Below are 19,765 nucleotides of genomic sequence, written 5' to 3'. Positions count from 1 at the left end.
TTAGAGCTTCAGGTCAGGACCTCCATGATCCCGCACCCCGCGCTGCCCGCTACGACACCACGTCCTTGCGGGCGAAGCCGCGGAACGCCAGCGCCAGCAGCACCGCCGCGTACGACAGCGAGAGCGAGACGCCCTGGATCATGCCGCCCCACTCCAACTGCGGCTGCAGGGCGTCCGCCCAGGCGTACTGCCAGTGGGCGGGCAGCCACTCCCGCAGGTCCCCGAGCGCGGTGACGGCGTCCAGCACCCCGGTGACGATCGAGGCGAACACCGCCCCGCCGACCGCGCCCAGCGGCGCGTCGGTCGCGGTGGAGAGCCAGAACGCCAGCGCGGCGATCACGACCTCGCTCAGCAGGACGAAGGCCACCGCGATCGCCAGCCGGGGCAGCGCCTCCCCCGCCGGGAGGCTCACCCCGGCGGGCAGCTTGAGGTCGCCCCAGCCGTACGCGGCGGTGCCGACCAGCAGCCCGATCGCCGGCAGCAGCACCACGGCCGCCGCCGAGAACGCCAGCCCCACCGCGAACTTGCGGGCCAGCAGCCGGGCCCGGGGCACCGGCGCGGCCAGCAGGTACCGCAGCGAGGACCAGCTCGCCTCGGAGGCCACGGTGTCCCCGCAGAACAGCGCGACCGGGATCACCAGCAGGAAGCCGGTGCCCATGAAGAGCATCGTGGTCGCGAAGTTGGGCCCGGAGGCGGTGGCCAGTTCGATGAAGGTGGTCCGGTCGGTACGGCCGGGGGTGCCGCCGATCTGGAACGCCGCCAGGATGACGAACGGCATCGCGGCCAGCACCCCGCCGATCACCAGGGTGCGCCGGCGCCGCAGTTGGCGCATGGCCTCGATCCGCAGCGGCAGCGTCCGCCCGGCCCGGTAACCGGGCGCGTGGTCCGGCGACACCCCTCCGGACCGGGTGGCCCCCGGCGAAACACCATCCGGCGAAACAACGGCGGTCATGCCGCACCTCCGATCAGCGACAGGAACGCGTCCTCCAGCCGGCGGTGCGGCCCGGCCCGTTCCACCGGCACACCCAACCGCACCAGCTCGGCGATCAGCCGGCCGGCCGCCATGCCGTCCAGCCGCACCAGCAGCCCGCCCTCGACCGCCTCCGCCGAGCCGACACCGGCCAGCGCGCCCGTCTTCTCGGCGGCCACCGCCAGCTCGTCCGGCCCGTACGAGGCGGGCGTGCCGACCAGCAGCAGCTCGCCCCCGCCGACGATCTCGGCGACGGCACCGGTGGTGACCAGCCGGCCCCGGTCCATGACCACCAGGTCGGTGCAGCTCTGCTCCACCTCCGCCAGCAGATGGCTGGAGACGATGACGGTCCGTCCTGCGGCCGCGTAGCGGATCATCACCTCGCGCATCTCGCGGATCTGCGGCGGGTCGAGCCCGTTGGTCGGCTCGTCCAGGATCAGCAGGTCCGGCAGGCCGAGCATGGCCTGGGCGATGGCGAGGCGCTGGCGCATGCCCTGCGAGTAGGTGCGCACCGCGCGGTCCAGCGCCTCGCCGAGTCCGGCGATGGCGAGCGCCTCGTCCAGGTGGGCGTCCTCGTCCGGGCGGCCGGTGGCCTGCCAGTAGAGCCGCAGGTTGGCCCGGCCGCTGAGGTGCGGCAGGAAGCCCGCGCCCTCGACGAAGGCGCCGACCCGGGAGAGCACCGGCGCACCGGGGCGCACCAGGTGGCCGAAGATCCTGATCTCGCCCTCGTCCGGCCGGATCAGACCCATCAGCATCCGCAGCGTGGTGGTCTTGCCTGCGCCGTTGGGCCCGAGCAGGCCCAGCACCTGGCCCTGCTCGACCCGGAAGCCCAGCTCCCGGACGGCGTACCGGTCGGTGGATCCCCGGTAGCGCTTGCTGAGGCCGGTGATCTGCAGCGGCACCCCGGCCAGCGCCGGGTCGTAGGCCGGTGCCCGGCCCGCGCGGCGGCGCCGCCGCAGCCGGGGCGCCAGGAGCAGCGCGGCCGCCGCGGCGACGGCCACCAGCGGCAGTACCCAGGTCCGCACGGGCAGCGGCGCGGCCTCGGTGACCAGGCCGTCGACGGTCGGCGCGGTGAGCGCCCCGGCCATCGCGACCCGGTAGGTGGCGGGCTCGGCCGGCGAGGCGTAGGCGAGGTCGGTGCTGGCCAGCACGAGCCGCAGCCGGTGTCCGGCGGCGAAGGTGTGGTCGACGGCGGGCAGCGCGACGGTGACGGTCCGGCCACCGGCCGCGTCCGCGCCGGTGACCCGCAGCGGGGCGACCAGCTGCTGCGGCAGGCTCGCCTTGCCGTCCGGGCCGACGTCGTACAGCTTCGCGAAGAGCACCGCGTCCGGCCGGTCCGCCTGCACCCGGACGGCGACGGTGGGCTGCCCGGTCAGGTGCAGCGGGCCGTCCAGCGGCGCGGATTCGAAGGAGGCGTGCTGCCCGGGGAAGTCCAGGGAGAGCCCGGCGCCCAGCGCGGCGGCCTGGCCGAGCGCGCCGATGCCGGGCAGTGAGGAGATGTTGGGCGGGGCGCCGCCGGGCGGGTTGGCGAAGGTCTGCTCGGCGCCGGCCGGTCCGCCGGTCAGCTCGACGTCGCGCGAGCCGGTCCCGGCCAGGCCGGGGTAGGCGTCGGCGGAGGCGCCGCGCAGCACGGCCTGGAAGCCGGTGGAGTCGACGCCGCCGGTGCGGGTGACCCGGAAGGCGGGCCCGGTGCCGGCGCCCGCGTCCTTGGGGTCGTCACCTTTCAGGCTGCCGCTCTTCGAGCTGCCACCCTTCAAGAAGTGATCGAACCAGGCGCCGACCCGGTCGTCCACCCGCGCGCTGGTGTCGGTGCCGCCGTCGTGGCCGCCGGCGAACCAGTCCACCGCCACCGGCGCGCCGTTGGCGGCGACGGCCCGGGCGATGGCGTCGCCCTGGTCGAGCGGGAACAGTGAGTCCTGCTGGCCCTGGACGACCAGGGTGGGCGCCTTGAGCTGCCCGGCCACCGAGGAGGGGCTGGAGCGGTCCAGCAGCGCCACGGCCTCGGGGTCGGCGTGCCCGGTGGTGGCGACCCGGTCGTACATCTGGCAGAGCGTGTCGAGGAACCGCCCGCAACCGACCGGCGCGTCCTCGGCCGCCCCCGGCCCGGAGGTGGCGCGCGGCGCGCCGCCCGAGGGGCCGAGGTCCCCGGCCGAACCGGTGGTGAAGAAGATCCCGGCCCAGAGCTTCTTGAACACCCCGTCGACGGCGCCGGAGCCCCGCACCCCCTGCGGGAACAGCGCGTCGGCCAGGTTCCACCAGGTGATCTGGCTGGCCACGGCGTCGATGCGGTGGTCGTACGCGGAGCCGAGCAGTGCCACCGCGCCGCCGTACGAGGCGCCGGTGATGCCGACCCTCGGGTCTCCGGGGGCGTCCTGCTGCACCTCGGGCCGCTGGGCGAGCCAGTCGACCAGGTGCCTGACGTCCTCCACCTCGCGGTCGGGTGCGTTGAGGCCGATCTTCCCGCCGGAGTGGCCGAAGCCGCGCGCCGACCAGGTCAGCACCGCGTAGCCCTGCCGGGAGAGCTGCTGGGCGCGCTCGCGCTCGCCCTCCTTGGAGCCGCCGAAGCCGTGGGCGAGCAGGATCGCCGGCCGGGGGTCGGATCCGGTGGTGAAGTACGAGGTGTCGAGCTGGATCTGCCGGCTGCTGCCAGGGGTCTCCGGCATGCTGAGGAAACGATCCTCCTGCCGGACCGCCTGTTCCCCGCCGGCCGCCACGGCCACCGCCGTCCCGACTCCGGCCACCGCCACCAGGGCCACGGCACCGGCCAGCACCCTCCGTCCGGCCGCCGTCCCGCGGCCGCGCCACCGGCGCCATGCGCCACCGAGCTCCATGGTCGGTGATCGTATCCGCCGGGCGGGTAGGCGTCCGGTAAAGCCGCTGGAGAGACCCGCGCCCCGCCCCCACTGGACGACCCAGCCCTCCCCCGCGCACGGGAGAGGGCTCACAGGGCGGTCAGAGCACCCGGGTCATGGTCCGGTGCGGAATCCCCGCGTCGTCGTAGACCGGGCCCTCGGCGGTGTAACCGAGCCGCTCGTAGAAGCCCAGCGCCTGGACCTGCGCGTGCAGCTCGACCTCGCGGGCACCGCGCCCACGCCCGGCCGCCTCCACCGCGCGCACCAGCCCGGCGCCCAGCCCGGTCCCGCGCGCCGCGCGCACCACCGCGAGCCGGCCGAGCAGCACCCGGCCCTCGATCCCGTCGGTGAGCCCGCGCGCCTGCTCGCCGTGGATCAGCCGGGCGGTGCCGAGCGGCTGGTCCTCCGGACCGACCGCGAGCAGGTGCTCGGAGGTGGCGTCGAGGTCGTCGTACTCCAGCTCCTCCGGCACGCCCTGCTCGACGATGAACACCTCGCGCCGCACCGCGCGGACCAGCGCCAGGTCGTCCGCGCTCCCGGCGACCCTGATCCGTACCGCGAAAGCGCTCATCCCGCCGTCCCTCAGCTCTCGGAGGAGATGATGTCGAGCGCCTTGCGCAGGTCCGCCGGGTACTCGCTGGAGAACTGCACCCACTCGCCGTCCGCCGGGTGCTCGAAGCCGAGCGAGACCGCGTGCAGCCACTGCCGGGTCAGCCCGAGCCGCTTGGCCAGCGTCGGGTCGGCGCCGTAGGTCAGGTCGCCCACGCAGGGGTGGCGCAGCGCCGACATGTGCACCCGGATCTGGTGGGTACGGCCGGTCTCCAGCTTGATGTCCAGCAGCGAGGCGGCGCGGTAGGCCTCGATCAGGTCGTAGTGGGTGACGGACGCCTTGCCGTCCTTGGTCACCGCCCACTTCCAGTCCGAGCTGGGGTGACGCCCGATCGGCGCGTCCACCGTGCCGCTCATCGGGTCCGGGTGGCCCTGCACCAGCGTGTGGTACTTCTTCTCGGTCACCCGGTCGTGGAACTGCCGCTTGAGGTCGGTGTAGGCGCGCTCGGACTTGGCGACCACCATCAGGCCGGAGGTGCCGACGTCGAGGCGGTGCACGACGCCCTGGCGCTCGGCGGCGCCCGAGGTGGAGATCCGGTAGCCCGCCGCGGCGAGGCCGCCGATCACGGTCGGGCCGGTCCAGCCGGGGCTGGGGTGCGCGGCGACGCCGACCGGCTTGTCGACGAGCACGATGTCCTCGTCGTCGTGGACGATGTGCATGCCCTCGACGTGCTCGGCGACGATCCGCACCGGCGCGGCGGGGGCGGGGATCTCGACCTCCAGCCAGGAGCCTGCGGTCACCCGGTCCGACTTTCCGGCCACGGCGCCGTCGAGCGTCACCTTGCCCTCGGCGGCCAACTCGGCGGCCTTGGTCCGGGAGAAGCCGAACATCCGGGCGAGGGCGGCGTCGAGACGCTCACCCTCCAGGCCGTCGGGTACGGGAAGGCTGCGGATCTGCGCTGCGGTACTCACCCGTACGAGTATGCCGGACGCGGAGCCCGCCCCTACTCGCTCTTGTCCGCCTGCTGGTGGACGGTGCCGTCCGGGTTGCTGCCGCGGAAGGAGAGCAGGACGACCAGGATGCCGCCGCAGACGATCGCCGAGTCGGCGAGGTTGAAGACCGCGAAGTGCTGTACCGAGATGAAGTCGACCACGTGGCCGCGGAAGACGCCCGGCGAGCGGAACAGCCGGTCGGTGAGGTTGCCGAGCGCCCCGCCGAGCAGCAGCCCGAGCGCGATCGCCCAGGGCAGGCTGTAGAGCTTGCGGGCGATCCGCCAGATCACCACGATGACGGACGAGGCGATCATGGTGAAGACGACGGTCAGGGCCTGGCCCATACCGAACGCGGCGCCGGAGTTGCGGATCACCTGGAAGGTCACCACGTCGCCGATCACCTTGATCGCCGCGTGGTTCTCCAGCCGGGCCACCACCAGCAGCTTGCTGCCGAGGTCGATCAGGAAGGCGAACAGTGCGATCACCAGCAGCACGCCGATCCGCCGGCGCCCCTTCGGCGTCGTCTCCTCGGCCGGTGCGGCCACCTCGCCGGGCTCGGCCACGGCCTCCTCCACAGCGTCGGCGGGAGTCGGGACGGACTCGTCCCGCATCTGGGGGGAACCTTGCGTACTGATGATCCGCTCCGCTGCCGATGGAGGTCCCCCCGGACCGAAAGGCGGGGGGAGAGTGGGCCGGTGATCGCCGACCGGGACGAGTCGGGCGACGTTACGGGGTTGAGCGTACGGCAAGCCCGCACGCCCTCGCCGCCCCGGTCGGCCCGATCAGCGACGCTCCTGCTTGGCCTTGCACTGGACGCAGAGCGTGGCCCGGGGGAAGGCCTGCATCCGGGCCTTGCCGATGGCCTGGCCGCAGGACTCGCAGACGCCGAAACCGACGGTCTCCAGGCGGGCCAGGGCGTGTTCGGTCTGGGCGAGGCTGTCGCGGGCGTTGTTGGCCAGGGCCAGCTCGCTCTCCCGCGAGATGTTCTTCGTACCGGCGTCCACCTGGTCGTCACCGGCTCCGTCGTTGGAGTCACGCATCAGCCCGGAGATGGTGGCCTCGGAGGCGTCGATCTCGTTCTGCAGCCGCTCCAGGTCGCTGATCAGCTCGGCGTGCAGCTCGCGCACCTCCTCCCCGGTCCACGGCTCCTCGCCCGGACGGACGGGCAGCTCGGCCGGGTCCACCGACTCGGCGCCCCCGCGGGCGCCGGGGGCGGCCGGCGTCCGGGTGCGGCCGGCGGCGACGCGAGCGGTGTCGTTACTGGTCTTGTGCCGTGCGGTAGTGGTCACGGTCCCCTCCCCTGGATCGCCTGCCACAGCCTTGCGCGCCCGCTTGGTGGCGGTACCCGCGACGGTTGTCTTCTCAGCCATGGCTTCGACCCCATCTACGAACGAATCGAGCCGCCGGTTCCCGGCGGCCTCCAGTGCCGGAACGATAATCCCCATCAAAACCGGTCACAACATGACATACCGGCACCTCACCATGTTCCCACCCAGGCAGCCGCCCCAGCCGCCACGCCCCGCACGCTGACCAGATGTGTGCCCAGAACACCCCCGCCTAACCACCCCTCGCGCGCCGGACAAACCGACTTGCGACGGCCGATACACTGGGCCTGCAAGGCGCAGATGGGACGAGTACCGACGTACGCAGCCACCAGCGACCCGGGGACGGTGCGAGCCCGGGGGTGTGCACGACGGGAAGATCACCCCGGAGCCGCCGGAAGAACGGCCAGCGACGCAGGTCGCAGTAGCCCACTAGACCCGGCAGCAAGCCCAAACAAGAGGGCCGCAGTCAGCACCGCGGCCAAGGAGGGTGGTACCGCGGGGCGGCATGCCGTCTCGTCCCTCCGTCGGATCCCGTCCATGTCCGCCGGAGGTATGACACCCGCGATGAGCTCCTACAACTCCGTCCCCGCGCAGGTCGACCTGCCCGCCCTCGAACACCAGATCCTGTCCTTCTGGCAGGACAACAAGATCTTCCAGCGCAGCCTGGAGCAGTCCGAGGGCCGCCCCGAGTGGGTGTTCTACGAGGGCCCGCCGACCGCCAACGGCATGCCCGGCGCCCACCACATCGAGGCCCGCGTCTTCAAGGACGTCTTCCCGCGTTACCGGACGATGAAGGGCTACCACGTCGCCCGCAAGGCCGGCTGGGACTGCCACGGCCTCCCGGTCGAGCTGGCCGTCGAGAAGGAGCTGGGCTTCTCCGGCAAGCAGGACATCGAGGCGTACGGCATCGCCGAGTTCAACGCCAAGTGCCGTGAGTCGGTGACCCGCCACACCGACGCCTTCACCGAGCTCACCACCCGTATGGGCTACTGGGTGGACCTCGACGAGGCCTACCGGACGATGGACCCGTCCTATGTCCAGTCCGTCTGGTGGTCGCTCAAGCAGATCTTCGACAAGGGCCTGCTGGTCCAGGACCACCGGGTCGCCCCCTGGTGCCCGCGCTGCGGCACCGGCCTGTCCGACCACGAGCTGGCCCAGGGCTACGAGACCGTGGTCGACCCCTCGGTCTTCGTCCGCTTCCCGCTGACCAGCGGCCCGCTGGCCGGCGAGGCCGCGCTGCTGGTCTGGACGACCACCCCGTGGACCCTGGTCTCCAACACCGCCGCCGCCGTCCACCCCGGCGTCACCTACGTCGTGGCCACCGACGGCACCGAGAAGCTGGTGGTCGCCGAGCCGCTGCTGGCCAAGGCGCTCGGCGAGGGCTGGGAGGCCACCGGCCAGTCCTTCACCGGCGCCGAGATGGAGCGCTGGGCCTACCGGCGCCCGTTCGACCTGGTCGAGATCGAGAACGCGCACTACGTCCTCAACGCCGACTACGTCACCACCGAGGACGGCACCGGCATCGTCCACCAGTCCCCCGCCTTCGGCGCGGACGACCTGGCGACCTGCCGCCGCTACGGCCTGCCGGTGGTCAACCCGGTGCTCGCCGACGGCACCTTCGCGCCCGAGGTCCCGCTGATCGGCGGCCAGTTCTTCAAGAAGGCCGACGAGGCCCTGGTCCAGGACCTCGACGAGCGCGGCCTGCTCTTCCGCCACCTGCCGTACGAGCACAGCTACCCGCACTGCTGGCGCTGCCACACCGCGCTGCTCTACTACGCGCAGCCCTCCTGGTACATCCGGACCACCGCCGTCAAGGACGCGATGATCCGTGAGAACGAGGCCACCAACTGGTACCCGGAGACGGTCAAGCACGGCCGCTTCGGCGACTGGCTGAACAACAACATCGACTGGGCGCTCAGCCGCAACCGCTACTGGGGCACCCCGCTGCCGATCTGGCGCTGCGAGGAGGGCCACCTGACCTGCGTCGGCTCGCTGGCCGAGCTGTCCACGCTCACCGGCACCGACCAGAGCGACCTCGACCCGCACCGCCCGTACATCGACGACGTCACCTTCGCCTGCCGCGAGTGCGGCGGCACCGCCACCCGGGTGCCCGAGGTGATCGACGCCTGGTACGACTCGGGCTCCATGCCCTTCGCCCAGTACGGCTACCCGTACCAGAACAAGGAGCTGTTCGAGAAGCGCTACCCGGCGCAGTTCATCTCGGAGGCGATCGACCAGACCCGCGGCTGGTTCTACACGCTGATGGCCGTCGGCACCCTGGTCTTCGACAGGAGCAGCTACGAGAACGTCGTCTGCCTGGGCCACATCCTGGCCGAGGACGGCCGCAAGATGTCCAAGCACCTGGGCAACATCCTGCAGCCGATCCCGCTGATGGACCAGCACGGCGCGGACGCGGTGCGCTGGTTCATGGCGGCCGGCGGCTCGCCCTGGTCGGCCCGCCGGGTCGGCCACGGCACCATCCAGGAGGTGGTCCGCAAGACCCTCCTCACCTACTGGAACACCGTCGCCTTCCAGGCCCTGTACGCCCGCACCTCCGGCTGGGCCCCCTCGGCGAACGACCCGGCCCCGGCCGACCGCCCCCAGCTGGACCGCTGGGTGCTCTCCGAGCTGAACACCCTGGTCCGCGAGGTCGACGCGGCCTTCGAGGCGTACGACACCCAGCGGGCCGGCAAGCTGCTCTCCGGCTTCGTCGACGACCTGTCCAACTGGTACGTCCGCCGCGGCCGCCGCCGCTTCTGGCAGGGCGACGCCGCCGCACTCGCCACCCTGCACGAGGCGCTGGAGACGGTCACCCGGCTGATGGCCCCGCTGACCCCGTTCATCACCGAGCGGATCTGGCAGGACCTGGTCGTCCCGGTCGCCCCGGACGCCCCGGCCTCGGTCCACCTGGCCGCCTGGCCGGAGGCCGACGAGTCGCTGGTCGACGCCGACCTCTCGCGCCACATGGCGCTGGTGCGCCGGCTGGTCGAGCTCGGCCGGGCCACCCGTGCCGAGTCCGGGGTGAAGACCCGCCAGCCGCTCTCCCGGGCGCTGATCGCCGCCCAGGGCTGGGAGGAACTGCCGGCCGACCTGCGCGCGCAGATCGCCGAGGAGCTCAACGTCGCCACCCTGGAGTCCCTGGCGGAGGTGGGGGGTTCGCTGGTCGACACCACCGCCAAGGCCAACTTCCGCGCGCTGGGCAAGCGTTTCGGCAAGGGCGTGCAGGACGTGGCCAAGGCCGTCGCCGCCGCCGACGCCGCCCGGCTGGCCACCGAACTGCGGGCCGACGGCAGCACCGGCGTCGAGCTGAACGGCGAGACCGTCACGCTGAGCCCGGACGAGGTGATCATCACCGAGACCCCGCGCGAGGGCTGGGCGGTCGCCAACGAGTCCGGCGCCACCGTCGCGCTCGACCTGGCCATCACCCCGGAGCTCAAGCGTCTCGGCGTCGCCCGCGACGCGATCCGCCAGATCCAGGAGGCCCGGAAGAACTCCGGCCTGGACGTGGCCGACCGGATCGTGCTCCGCTGGCGGGCCACCGACGAGGAGACCGCCGAGGCGATCGCCGAGCACGGCCCGCTGGTCGCCGAGGAGGTGCTGGCCACCGACTTCGCGGCCGGCGCCGCCGACTGGGAGTCGGAGACCTTCTCCGACGACTCCCTCGGCCTCGCCTTCCAGCTCCGCAAGGCCTGACCGACCGAAGCGGCCGCCGTCTCCCCGGGGAGACGGCGGCCGCTTCGCCGTACCCGCGTCGCGGTCTCCGGACCGCCGTGGAAAACGAGGGCGCCCCCGCCATGACCGCAAGGTCACGGAGGGGGCGCCCTCGATGTACTGTCCGGCTACAACCTCAGTTGTCGCCGTCCTCGTCGATCAGGAACCCGCGCATCGGCGCCGGCGCCTGCTGCATCGGCTGCGGAGGCTGCGGCCGGACGGCGGCCATCGGCTGCGTCATCCCGGCCGGCTGCATCTGCGGGGCACCGGAGTTGCCACCGGAGGACTGCCCGCCGAAGCTCGGCGCACCGTTGTTGCCGCCGCCGAAGGAGCTCTGCCCGCCGAACGACGGCTGGTTCCCGCCGAAGGACGGCTGGTTGCCACCGAAGCCCGGCGCACCGCTGCTCATCGCGGACGCACCGGCCGGAGCCATCGACGACGCGGCCGGCGGCAGCGAGGCGGTGGCCGGAATGCGCGGCGGGGCGAGCGAGTCGTCCGCCTGCGACTCCAGCTGGCGCAGCTGGGTCTCCAGGTACGACTTCAGACGCGTCCGGTACTCACGCTCGAACGCCCGCAGGTCCTCGACCTTGCGCTCCAGCGTGGCCCGCGCGGACTCCAGCGAGCCCATCGCGACCCGGTGCTTCTCCTGCGCGTCCCGCTCCAGGGCGTCGGCCTTGGCCCGGGCGTCGCGCTCCAGACCCTCGGCCCGGCTGCGCGCCTCGCCGACGATCTTGTTGGCCTCGGAACGGGCCTCGGAGATCGCCTGGTCGGCGGTCTGCTGAGCGAGCGCCAGAACGCGGGCGGCACTGTCGCCACCGGGCTGCTGCTGTTGCTGCATCGGGCCGCCCATCGGGCCGCCCATCTGCTGCGGGCCGCCCATCGGGCCACCCATCTGCTGCATCTGCTGCTGGCCCATGCCCTGGCCCATCGGGTTGCCCTGGCCGGGGACCTGCTGGCCCATCGGGCCGCCCATCGGCTGGAGCATCTGACCGCCCATCGGCTGGACCAGCTGCTGCTGGCCGCCCATGGTCTGGTTCATCTGCTGCTGCTGGCCGCCCATCTGCTGCGGGCCACCGGGACCGGCCGGGAGCTGCGGGGCACCGGACGGCAGGCCGAGCGGCTGGTTGCCCATCTGCTGCTGCTGCGGGCCACCCATCTGCTGCTGCGGGCCGCCGGGGCCGCCCATCTGCTGCGGACCGGGGCCCTGCTGCTGCCCGGGCACCGGCGGACCGGATATGGCGGCCGGCACGGGCGCACCGGGACGCGAGTCCTGCGGCGGCTCCTTGCGCATGTTGGCCTGGTTCTGCGCGGCGGCACGGGTCGCGGCGGCCAGCTTGGCACGCAGGTCCTCGTTCTCGCGCAGAAGGCGGGTCAGCTCCGCCTCGACCTCGTCGAGGAAGGCATCGACCTCGTCCTCGTCATAGCCTTCGCGCAGGCGGACGGTCGTGAACTGCTTGTTCCGAACGTCCTCGGGGGTCAATGGCATCTCTTCACCTCAACGTGATCGTCGGCACACCGGCATCCTGTCGCATCGCTCACCTACGACTAGGGCCGCACAAGCGAGATCAGGACATACACAATGATCATCAGTACGAAGAAGGACAGGTCGAGCGCCACGCCCCCGAGACGCAACGGCGGAATAAACCGCCGAAGAAGCTTGAGCGGCGGATCCGTGACAGTGTACGTGGCCTCCAGGACCAGGACCATGGCCTTGCCGGGCCGCCACGAACGCGCGAACTGGAAGACCCAGTCCATCACCAGCCGCACAAGCAGAAACACCAGGAAGACGGTCAGCGCGTAATAGAGCACCGCCCATACGATCCCCACGCGCTTCCCTCTCCCCGGTCCTCGGCCCCTTGGGCCTGCCGCCTGTCGCTAACTCACTGTTGATCAGATCCACACGTAAAGTCGTGGCCGGGTCAGCTCTGGTTGAAGAACCCACCCTCGGCGATCCGAGCCTTGTCCTCCGCCGTGACATCGACGTTAGCAGGCGACAGCAGGAACACCTTCTGTGTCACGCGCTCGATACTGCCGTGCAGACCGAAGACGAGTCCAGCGGCGAAGTCTACGAGCCGCTTCGCGTCGGTGTCGTCCATCTCGGTCAGATTCATGATCACCGGGGTCCCGCCACGGAACTGTTCCCCGATGGTACGGGCCTCGTTGTAGGTCCGGGGGTGCAACGTGGTGATGCGGTAGGGCTCTCGTTCGTTCACTACCTTGGGCATGATCACCGGTGCGCTCTTCTCCAGGTTGTGGCGACGTTCGGGTGTGATGGACGACACTGGGGCCATCCTCGGGGATTCCTGGCGGATCGGGACCGCGGCCGGCACCGGCTGCGGGGTGATCGAGGAGACCGGCGAAGGCGCGGCGGCCGGCCGGGGGATGTCCTCCGTCCGCCCCGTGCGAATCGGCTCGGGGTCCGCGTCGTAGTCGTCGTCGGGGTCGTACCCCTGGCCGTCGTACGTCTCGTCCTCCACGAGGCCGAGGTAGACCGCCATCTTGCGCATTGCGCCGGCCATGCTCCTGTCTCCTCCGCTCATTCCCACCTCGCTGCGCTCGGTGGGCGCTTCACGGGCGCGCGCCCTTCGCTGGTCGCTCGCTCCGCTCGCTCCGTGGTGAATCGGCTCCGTCACCGGCGGTCAGGCCGTACGGCCCTGCCTGCGGATTCCGCGGTCCGCCCACGACGGTCCGTCAGGCCGACGGCCGGTCAGAAATTGTGGGTGGGGGCCGCGGAGTTGCGATCCACGGTTCGCTAGCGCTCTGGAAAGCTGCTAGCTTCTGTCCTATTTTGTCCTGCAGTCTGATCTACTACCCGGTGACGTTACCTGAGGGGTGACCGCACTCCGAGTACCGCCGTTCCGACGCGCACATGTGTCGCCCCGGCAGCCACGGCCTGCTCCAGGTCACCGCTCATTCCTGCGGAAACCATGGTGGCAGCAGGATGGGCCGTCCGTACGGAGGTTGCGATTTCCGCCACCCGCGCGAATGCTTCGGCCGGGTTCCCGGCGAGCGGTCCGGCCAGCGGAGCGACGGTCATCACACCGTCCAGGCGCAGCCCGGGCGTGTCGGCGATCGCGTCGGCCAGCGCCTCGACGTCCTCCGGCGCCACCCCGGCCCGGCCCTCGCCCGCGCCGTGCTCCTTCTCCAGCGCGACCTGCACCAGGCAGCCGAGTTCCGGGCGTTCGGCCTTGAGCACCGCGGCGGAGAGCGACTCCACCAGCCGCAGCCGGTCCACCGAGTGCACGTGGTTCGCGTACCGGACCACCGAGCGGACCTTGTTGGTCTGAAGCTGGCCGACGAAGTGCCAGTCCAGCGGAAGGTTTCTGCACTGCTCCGCCTTGGGCGCGGCGTCCTGGTCGCGGTTCTCGGCGACATCGGTGACGCCCAGTGCCGCCAGCAGCGCGGTGTCCTCGGCCGGGTAGGTCTTGGTGACGACCACCAGCCTGACCTCCTCGCGCGGCCGCCCGGCGGCGGCGCAGGCGTCGGCGATCCGACGCTCCACCACCTCCAGGTTGGTCCCCAGTTCTTCGTACCGGGCGCGCTGGCCCTCCGTCAGCGCGGCCAGCCAGGCCGCGTCGGGGAAACCGGGGGCGTCCCCGGGGAACGGTCCGTAGATGTCATTCGTCATCAGAGTTCAGAGCCCAACCAGACGTAGCTCGCGAGCCGGCCGGTGCGCTGCTCGCGGCGATAGGAGTAGTGATCGGCGGATTCGAGGGTGCAGACCGATGATCGCACCACCTCGGTGACGCCTGCGGCGGCCAGCTGGGCCGCCACTCCCTCCGCCACGTCCAGGGCCGGGGTCCCCCAGGAGGTCTCGGCGTACGCGGCCGGCACCAGCGCGGCCACCTCGGCGCGCAACGCGGCCGGCACCTCGTAGCAGCGACCGCAGACCGCCGGGCCGGTGGCGGCGGTGATCCGCCCGGGCTCGGCCCCCAGCTCCGTCATCGCCCGGACCACCGCGGGCACCACCCCGGCCGCGAGCCCGGGCCGGCCCGCGTGGGCCGCGCCCACCACACCCGCCACCGGGTCGGCCAGCAGCACCGGGGTGCAGTCGGCGGTCAGCACCGCCAGCGCCAGCGGCCGGGCGGTGACCACCGCGTCCACCGTCGGGGCCTCCCCCACCGGCTGGCGACCGGTCACCACCGCGACGTCGGCGCCGTGCACCTGGTTCATCCAGACCACGTCCGCCGGGTCCAGCCCCAGCGAGCGGGCCGCGAGCGTCCGGTTCTCCCGGACGGCGGCCGGGTCGTCCCCCACCGCACCGCCGAGGTTGAGCTCCCCGTACGGCGAAGTGCTCACCCCGCCCCACCGGTCGGTGAAGGCGAAGTGAGCACCGTTGCGAACTGCGTGATCCACCACTGCCTGTTTCAGTCCGCGCTTACTTCAGGAAGTCCGGCACGTCGAGCTCCTCCGCGGGGCTCTCGACGTACGGCTGACGGGCCGGCTGCACCTGCGGCGGCACCGGGGCGGCGGTCACGGTGGGCGTCTCGGCCGGACGCCGCTCGGCGTGCGACTCGTTCTCCGAACGCGACGTCACCGAGCCGATGCTCCCGTACGAGGGCCGGCTCGCCGGACGCTCGGGGGCGGCCGGCGGCGTGGCCGGGGCGGTCGGGGTGGACTTGACCACCGGGTCGCGGACGATGGCCGGCGGCTGGCCGCCGTCGAAGCCGGCGGCGATCACGGTGACCCGGACCTCGTCGCCGAGCGCGTCGTCGATGACCGCGCCGAAGATGATGTTCGCCTCGGGGTGCGCGGCCTCGCTGACCAGCTGGGCGGACTCGTTGATCTCGAACAGGCCGAGGTCGGAGCCGCCGGAGATGGAGAGCAGTACACCGCGGGCGCCGTCGATGGACGCCTCCAGCAGCGGCGAGGAGATCGCCATCACGGCGGCCGCCTTGGCGCGGTCCTCGCCCCGGGCCGAGCCGATGCCCATCAGCGCCGAACCGGCGTCCGACATGACGGACTTGACGTCGGCGAAGTCGAGGTTGATCAGACCCGGGGTGGTGATCAGGTCGGTGATGCCCTGGACGCCGGAGAGCAGCACCTGGTCGGCGGAGCGGAACGCGTCCAGCACGCTGACCTGGCGGTCCGAGATGGACAGCAGCCGGTCGTTGGGGATGACGATGAGGGTGTCGACCTCTTCCCGCAGGCCGGCGATGCCGTCCTCGGCCTGGTTGGCGCGACGGCGGCCCTCGAAGGTGAAGGGGCGGGTGACCACGCCGATGGTCAGCGCGCCGAGCGAGCGGGCGATGTTGGCCACGACGGGCGCGCCGCCGGTGCCGGTGCCGCCGCCCTCGCCTGCGGTGACGAAGACCATGTCGGCCCCCTTGAGGACCTCCTCGATCTCCTCACGGTGGTCCTCGGCGGCCTTGCGGCCGACCTCGGGGTTGGCGCCGGCGCCGAGGCCCCGGGTGAGTTCACGGCCCACATCGAGCTTGACGTCGGCGTCGCTCATCAGGAGGGCCTGCGCATCGGTGTTGATCGCGATGAACTCGACGCCCTTGAGACCGACCTCGATCATCCGGTTGATGGCGTTGACACCACCGCCGCCGATACCGACGACCTTGATGACTGCGAGGTAGTTCTGCGGTGCTGCCACGTCGAAGGCCTCTCGCCTCGAATTTCCGGGTCGGCCCGGACCCCGTGGGGTGCCGTACCGACGGATGTCGATGGGTAGGGAGCCTGGTTTCTGACTGAATGTCCGAAATGCCGACCGCCGACCCCAACCCTAAACTTGACCTTTAGGGTTAGTCCTGTGTCTCCGTCACATCACCAAGGGACACAGTCTGGTGACACAGGACACTAGGTGGCTCCAGGCACGTGTTTCAACGAACACGCCGAGCTTCCCTTTTTCTTTTGAGCCTATGTGATCATCGGCCGGCTAACGAAACCGGGGGTGACCACCAAGGGTCGGGCCGACACCGAAAAGCGTCAAGCCCGCCCGTCGCCCACCGCCACCTTTTCGGCGGCGCGCTCCGCGCACCCTTGTGGCAGAGAACCTACCGGATCATCCCGACACCGCCGGCGCCTCAGGAGCGCTGACGTCGTAGTTCGTACCCTTCTGGTTCATCAGCGCCACCAGCACCCGGGCCTTTCGGTCGGTCTGCTCCGGGCTCCCCCAGCGAACCGTGGCACCCCCGCTGAGCTGCAGCTGGATGTCGTCGTAGGAGTGCACCAGCACCGCGCCGGCCCGGGCCGCCACCTCGGCCGGCAGGCCGGCCGCCACCGTCACCGCGCCCTGCACCAACTGCGGACGGGTGATCACCCCGCCCGCGTCCAGGGCCGGCTGACCGAGCTGGAGTTCCACCACCGGTACCCCCTCGGGGGCGGCCGGCTCGGTGGCGAAGCTCACTCCGGTGGCGTCGACCTGGGTGAACTGGCCGTCTTCCCCCTTGACAGCGGCGACCGCCTTGCGCTGGGTGACCTTCACCCGCAGGGTGTGCGGCCAGCCCCGCCAGACCTCGGCCCTGGCCACCCGAGGGATGGCCTCGACCCGTTGCCTGACGTCGTCCAGGTCCACCCGGGCCAGCGGGCCGTCACCGACCCCGCCGATCACTGCCCGCACCTGGTCGACCGTCAGTTTTTCGTCCTCCGCCCCCTGGACCGAGACGTTGCGCACGTCCAGCACCGAGGAGAAGAACACCAGCCAGGCCAGCACGCCCAGCACCGTGGCGCCGAGCACGCCCAGCACCACGATGCCCCGCCGGGAGAGCCGGAGCCGGGGAGCGGACTCCTCGGCCTCCAGCTCCTCGTCCAGCGGATCGGCGAGCCGGCCGTCAGCCACGGCGGCGACCACCTCGGGCGGCCTCGATCGCCTCGTACACCATGCCCACCAGCAGCTCGTCGGCGTCCCGGCGGCCGAACTCGGCGGCGGCCCGGCTCATGTCCCAGAGCTTCTGCGGGTCGGTGAGCACCGGCAGCACGTTCTGCAGCACCCAGTCCGGGGTCAGCTCGGCATCGTCCACCAGCAGACCGCCACCCGCCTTGACCATCGGCTGGGCGTTCAGCCGCTGCTCGCCGTTGCCGATCGGCAGCGGGACGAAGGCGGCGGGCAGACCGACCGCCGCCAGCTCGGCCACCGTCATGGCGCCGGCCCGGCAGAGCATCAGGTCGGCGGCGGCATAGGCCAGATCCATCCGGTCCACGTAGGGCACCGCGCGGTACGGCGGCATCCCGGGGATGTCGTCCACCTGCGGCAGCTCGTTCTTCGGGCCGACCGCGTGCAGGATCTGCACGCCGTACTGCTGGAGGCGCGGCGCGATGGTCTGCACGGTCTCGTTGAGCCGGCGCGCGCCCTGCGAGCCGCCGGAGACCAGCAGGGTGGGCAGCCGCTGGTCGAGGCCGAAGTAGTGCCGGGCCTCCGGGCGCGCCGCGTTGCGGTCCAGAGTGGCGATGGTCCGGCGCAGCGGGATGCCGATGTACCGGGAGTCGCGCAGCTTGCTGTCCGGCGTGGAGACGGCGACGAAGTCGCTGTAGCGGGCCCCGATCTTGTTGGCCAGACCGGGCCGGGCGTTGGCCTCGTGCACCACGATCGGCACCCCGGCCCGCTTGGCGGCCAGGTAGGCGGGCATCGCGACATAGCCGCCGAAGCCGACCACGGCGTCGGCGTTGACCCGCTCGATGATCTCCTGGGCGGCCCGGACGGTGCCGCGCAGCCGGCCCGGGACGGTGATCAGCTCGGGAGTGGGCTTGCGGGGCAGCGGGACGGCCGGGATCAGCTCCAGATGGTAGCCGCGCTCGGGTACCAGCCGCGTCTCCAGACCGCGCTCGGTACCCAGGGCGGTGATCCCGATGGACGGGTCGTGCCTGCGGAGGGCGTCCGCGAGGGCGAGGGCCGGCTCGATGTGACCGGCGGTCCCCCCGCCGGCGAGTACGACATGCACCGAAATTCACCGCTCCCTGCGTGCCGGCCGCGGGGCCGGGCGCGCTGTGGTTCGTCGTCGTGGCAGCACCCGGGCCAGTCGTCTCCTGATCCGGGAGTTCTTGCTCCGGGCGGCCAGGGCCGCCTTCGCGCCCGAGGTGCTGCGTGCGAGGCAGAGCAGCACACCGATCGCGGACATGGCCGACAGCATGGCGGAACCGCCGTAGGAGAACAGCGGGAGCGGGACGCCCGCGATGGGCAGCAGTCCCAGCGCCGACCCCAGGTTGATCATGGCCTGCGCCATGATCCAGGTGGTGGCGGCTCCCGCGGCGTACCTGACGAAGGGATCCTTCGTACCGATGGCCACACGGATACCCGCGTAGCCTAGTGCCGAGAAGAGACCGATCACCGACAGCGTCCCCACCAGACCGAGTTCCTCGCCCGTCGCGGCGAAGATGAAGTCGGTGTGCGCTTCGGGCAGCTGGCCCCATTTCTCGACGCCGGCACCGAGGCCGGAACCGAACGGACCGCCGAGCGCGAACGAGTAGACGCCGTGCAGGGCCTGGAAGCAGGCCCCCTCGGGATCGAGTTTGGTGACGCCGATGCAGCCGAGCCGCTCGGCCCGGTGCGGCACGGTGACCACCAGCGCGGTGCAGACCACGACGGCGACGCCGACGGTGGCGACGAACAGCCGCAGCGGGGCGCCGACCATCCAGAGCATCGCGAACAGCATGGCGACCAGGATCATCGAGGTGCCCATGTCCCCGCCGACCATGATCAGCGCGAGCAGCAGCAGCGCGCCCGGCACCAGCGGCACCAGCAGGTGCTTCCACTGGCTCAGGGTGCCGGCCTTCTGCTTGCGGGCCAGCAGGTCCGCGCCCCAGAGCACCAGGGCCAGCTTGGCGAACTCGGACGGCTGGAACTGGAAGAAGCCGAAATCCAGCCAGTTCCGGTTGCCGTTGATCTCCATCCCGATCCCGGGGATGGCGACCAGGGCCAGCGCGCCGATCACACCGAACATCACGGGGTAGACGATCACCCGCAGCACCGCCAGCGGCACGGAGGCGAAGCCGATCAGCAGCACCAGGCCCAGCAGGGCGGCGATCAGCTGCTTGAGGAAGTAGTACTGGGCCGAGTGGTGCTGGCCCAGGGCGAGGATCTGCGAGGCCGAGAAGACCATCAGCAGGCCGAGCACGACCAGCAGCAGCGTCGAGCCGATGATCAGCAGATAGGGCGTGAGCGGGCGGTCCAGGGCGTACCGGAGCCGGGCCCGGAAGGCCTGCACCCGGGCCACCGGGCCGGCGGACTTGTACGCGGTCGTAGTGGCCGAGATCACCCGCCACGGGTTGGCGGCGCCCTGCTCCGGCGCACCGGAGCCGCCCTCCCTGCCCTGACCCGCCACCACGCCCTGCTCTCCCTCTTCTGTGGCTCGCTCGCCTCCGGGCCGCTCGGATCCGGTGCCGACGGTCGTCGCTCCAAGACCCCTCGTACCTCAGGGCCTCCT

16 protein-coding genes are annotated in these 19,765 nt (G+C 71.9%); 1 reads left to right on the top strand and 15 read right to left on the bottom strand.

The genetic code is table 11. The annotated features are described in order from the left end of the window. Positions 1-49: 49 nt before the first annotated feature. The 6 genes from AB0P06_RS13095 to AB0P06_RS13070 form a co-directional block, all read right to left on the bottom strand. A complete protein-coding gene (locus tag AB0P06_RS13095; RefSeq protein ID WP_363607324.1) occupies positions 50-952 on the bottom strand; it encodes an ABC transporter permease in 903 nt (300 codons plus the stop codon). Then, positions 949-3,801, bottom strand: coding sequence for an alpha/beta fold hydrolase (locus AB0P06_RS13090; protein ID WP_363607323.1), 2,853 nt, complete (start codon positions 3,799-3,801; stop codon positions 949-951). The genes AB0P06_RS13095 and AB0P06_RS13090 overlap by 4 nt, the downstream gene beginning before the upstream one ends. Positions 3,802-3,922: 121 nt before the next feature. Then, complete coding sequence (locus tag AB0P06_RS13085) at positions 3,923-4,393, bottom strand: GNAT family N-acetyltransferase (protein ID WP_363607322.1); 471 nt, start codon at positions 4,391-4,393, stop codon at positions 3,923-3,925. An 11-nt stretch (positions 4,394-4,404) separates the two neighbouring features. Then, positions 4,405-5,343: an RluA family pseudouridine synthase gene (locus tag AB0P06_RS13080; protein WP_363607321.1), complete on the bottom strand. Its 939-nt coding sequence runs from the start codon at positions 5,341-5,343 to the stop codon at positions 4,405-4,407. Positions 5,344-5,375: 32 nt separating this feature from the next. Beyond that, positions 5,376-5,975, bottom strand: a complete 600-nt coding sequence (gene lspA, locus AB0P06_RS13075; protein ID WP_363607320.1) for a signal peptidase II — start codon at positions 5,973-5,975, stop codon at positions 5,376-5,378. Between the two features lie 171 nt (positions 5,976-6,146). After that, entirely contained in the window at positions 6,147-6,653 is a 507-nt protein-coding gene (locus AB0P06_RS13070; protein ID WP_363607319.1) for a TraR/DksA family transcriptional regulator, read from the bottom strand. A gap of 600 nt (positions 6,654-7,253) precedes the next feature. On the opposite strand from AB0P06_RS13070, the gene ileS reads away from it, so the two are divergent. After that, positions 7,254-10,382, top strand: coding sequence for an isoleucine--tRNA ligase (gene ileS, locus AB0P06_RS13065; RefSeq protein WP_363607318.1), 3,129 nt, complete (start codon positions 7,254-7,256; stop codon positions 10,380-10,382). Between the two features lie 154 nt (positions 10,383-10,536). On the opposite strand, the gene AB0P06_RS13060 is transcribed toward ileS, so the two are convergent. From AB0P06_RS13060 to ftsW, 9 genes are all read right to left on the bottom strand, one after another. Next, positions 10,537-11,886, bottom strand: a complete 1,350-nt coding sequence (locus AB0P06_RS13060) for a DivIVA domain-containing protein (protein WP_363607317.1) — start codon at positions 11,884-11,886, stop codon at positions 10,537-10,539. Positions 11,887-11,945: 59 nt separating this feature from the next. Beyond that, positions 11,946-12,227 (bottom strand): YggT family protein, encoded by a 282-nt coding sequence (locus AB0P06_RS13055; RefSeq protein ID WP_148645520.1) that lies wholly within the window; start codon positions 12,225-12,227, stop codon positions 11,946-11,948. 92 nt (positions 12,228-12,319) lie between these two features. Then, positions 12,320-12,919 carry a cell division protein SepF gene (gene sepF, locus AB0P06_RS13050; protein ID WP_363607316.1) on the bottom strand — a complete coding sequence of 200 codons (600 nt, stop codon included), beginning with the start codon at positions 12,917-12,919 and terminating at the stop codon, positions 12,320-12,322. A 302-nt stretch (positions 12,920-13,221) separates the two neighbouring features. Next, a complete protein-coding gene (locus AB0P06_RS13045; protein WP_363607315.1) occupies positions 13,222-14,028 on the bottom strand; it encodes a YggS family pyridoxal phosphate-dependent enzyme in 807 nt (268 codons plus the stop codon). Further along, positions 14,028-14,759 carry a peptidoglycan editing factor PgeF gene (gene pgeF, locus AB0P06_RS13040; RefSeq protein WP_363607314.1) on the bottom strand — a complete coding sequence of 244 codons (732 nt, stop codon included), beginning with the start codon at positions 14,757-14,759 and terminating at the stop codon, positions 14,028-14,030. The genes AB0P06_RS13045 and pgeF overlap by 1 nt, the downstream gene beginning before the upstream one ends. A gap of 19 nt (positions 14,760-14,778) precedes the next feature. Beyond that, positions 14,779-15,999 (bottom strand): cell division protein FtsZ, encoded by a 1,221-nt coding sequence (gene ftsZ / locus AB0P06_RS13035; protein WP_363607313.1) that lies wholly within the window; start codon positions 15,997-15,999, stop codon positions 14,779-14,781. 408 nt (positions 16,000-16,407) lie between these two features. Further along, on the bottom strand, positions 16,408-17,184 hold the full coding sequence (locus tag AB0P06_RS13030; protein WP_363607312.1) for an FtsQ-type POTRA domain-containing protein: 777 nt from the start codon (positions 17,182-17,184) through the stop codon (positions 16,408-16,410). Beyond that, the gene (gene murG, locus AB0P06_RS13025; protein WP_363607311.1) at positions 17,177-18,283 is read right to left on the bottom strand and encodes an undecaprenyldiphospho-muramoylpentapeptide beta-N-acetylglucosaminyltransferase; all 1,107 of its coding nucleotides are present in this window, start codon (positions 18,281-18,283) and stop codon (positions 17,177-17,179) included. The genes AB0P06_RS13030 and murG overlap by 8 nt, the downstream gene beginning before the upstream one ends. A gap of 6 nt (positions 18,284-18,289) precedes the next feature. Next, positions 18,290-19,555, bottom strand: a complete 1,266-nt coding sequence (ftsW, locus tag AB0P06_RS13020; protein WP_363607385.1) for a putative lipid II flippase FtsW — start codon at positions 19,553-19,555, stop codon at positions 18,290-18,292. Positions 19,556-19,765 lie beyond the last annotated feature (210 nt).

This window comes from Kitasatospora sp. NPDC088351, from assembly GCF_040685575.1.
Taxonomy (GTDB): domain Bacteria; phylum Actinomycetota; class Actinomycetes; order Streptomycetales; family Streptomycetaceae; genus Kitasatospora.
This window is presented reverse-complemented; position numbering and strand designations above follow the sequence as displayed.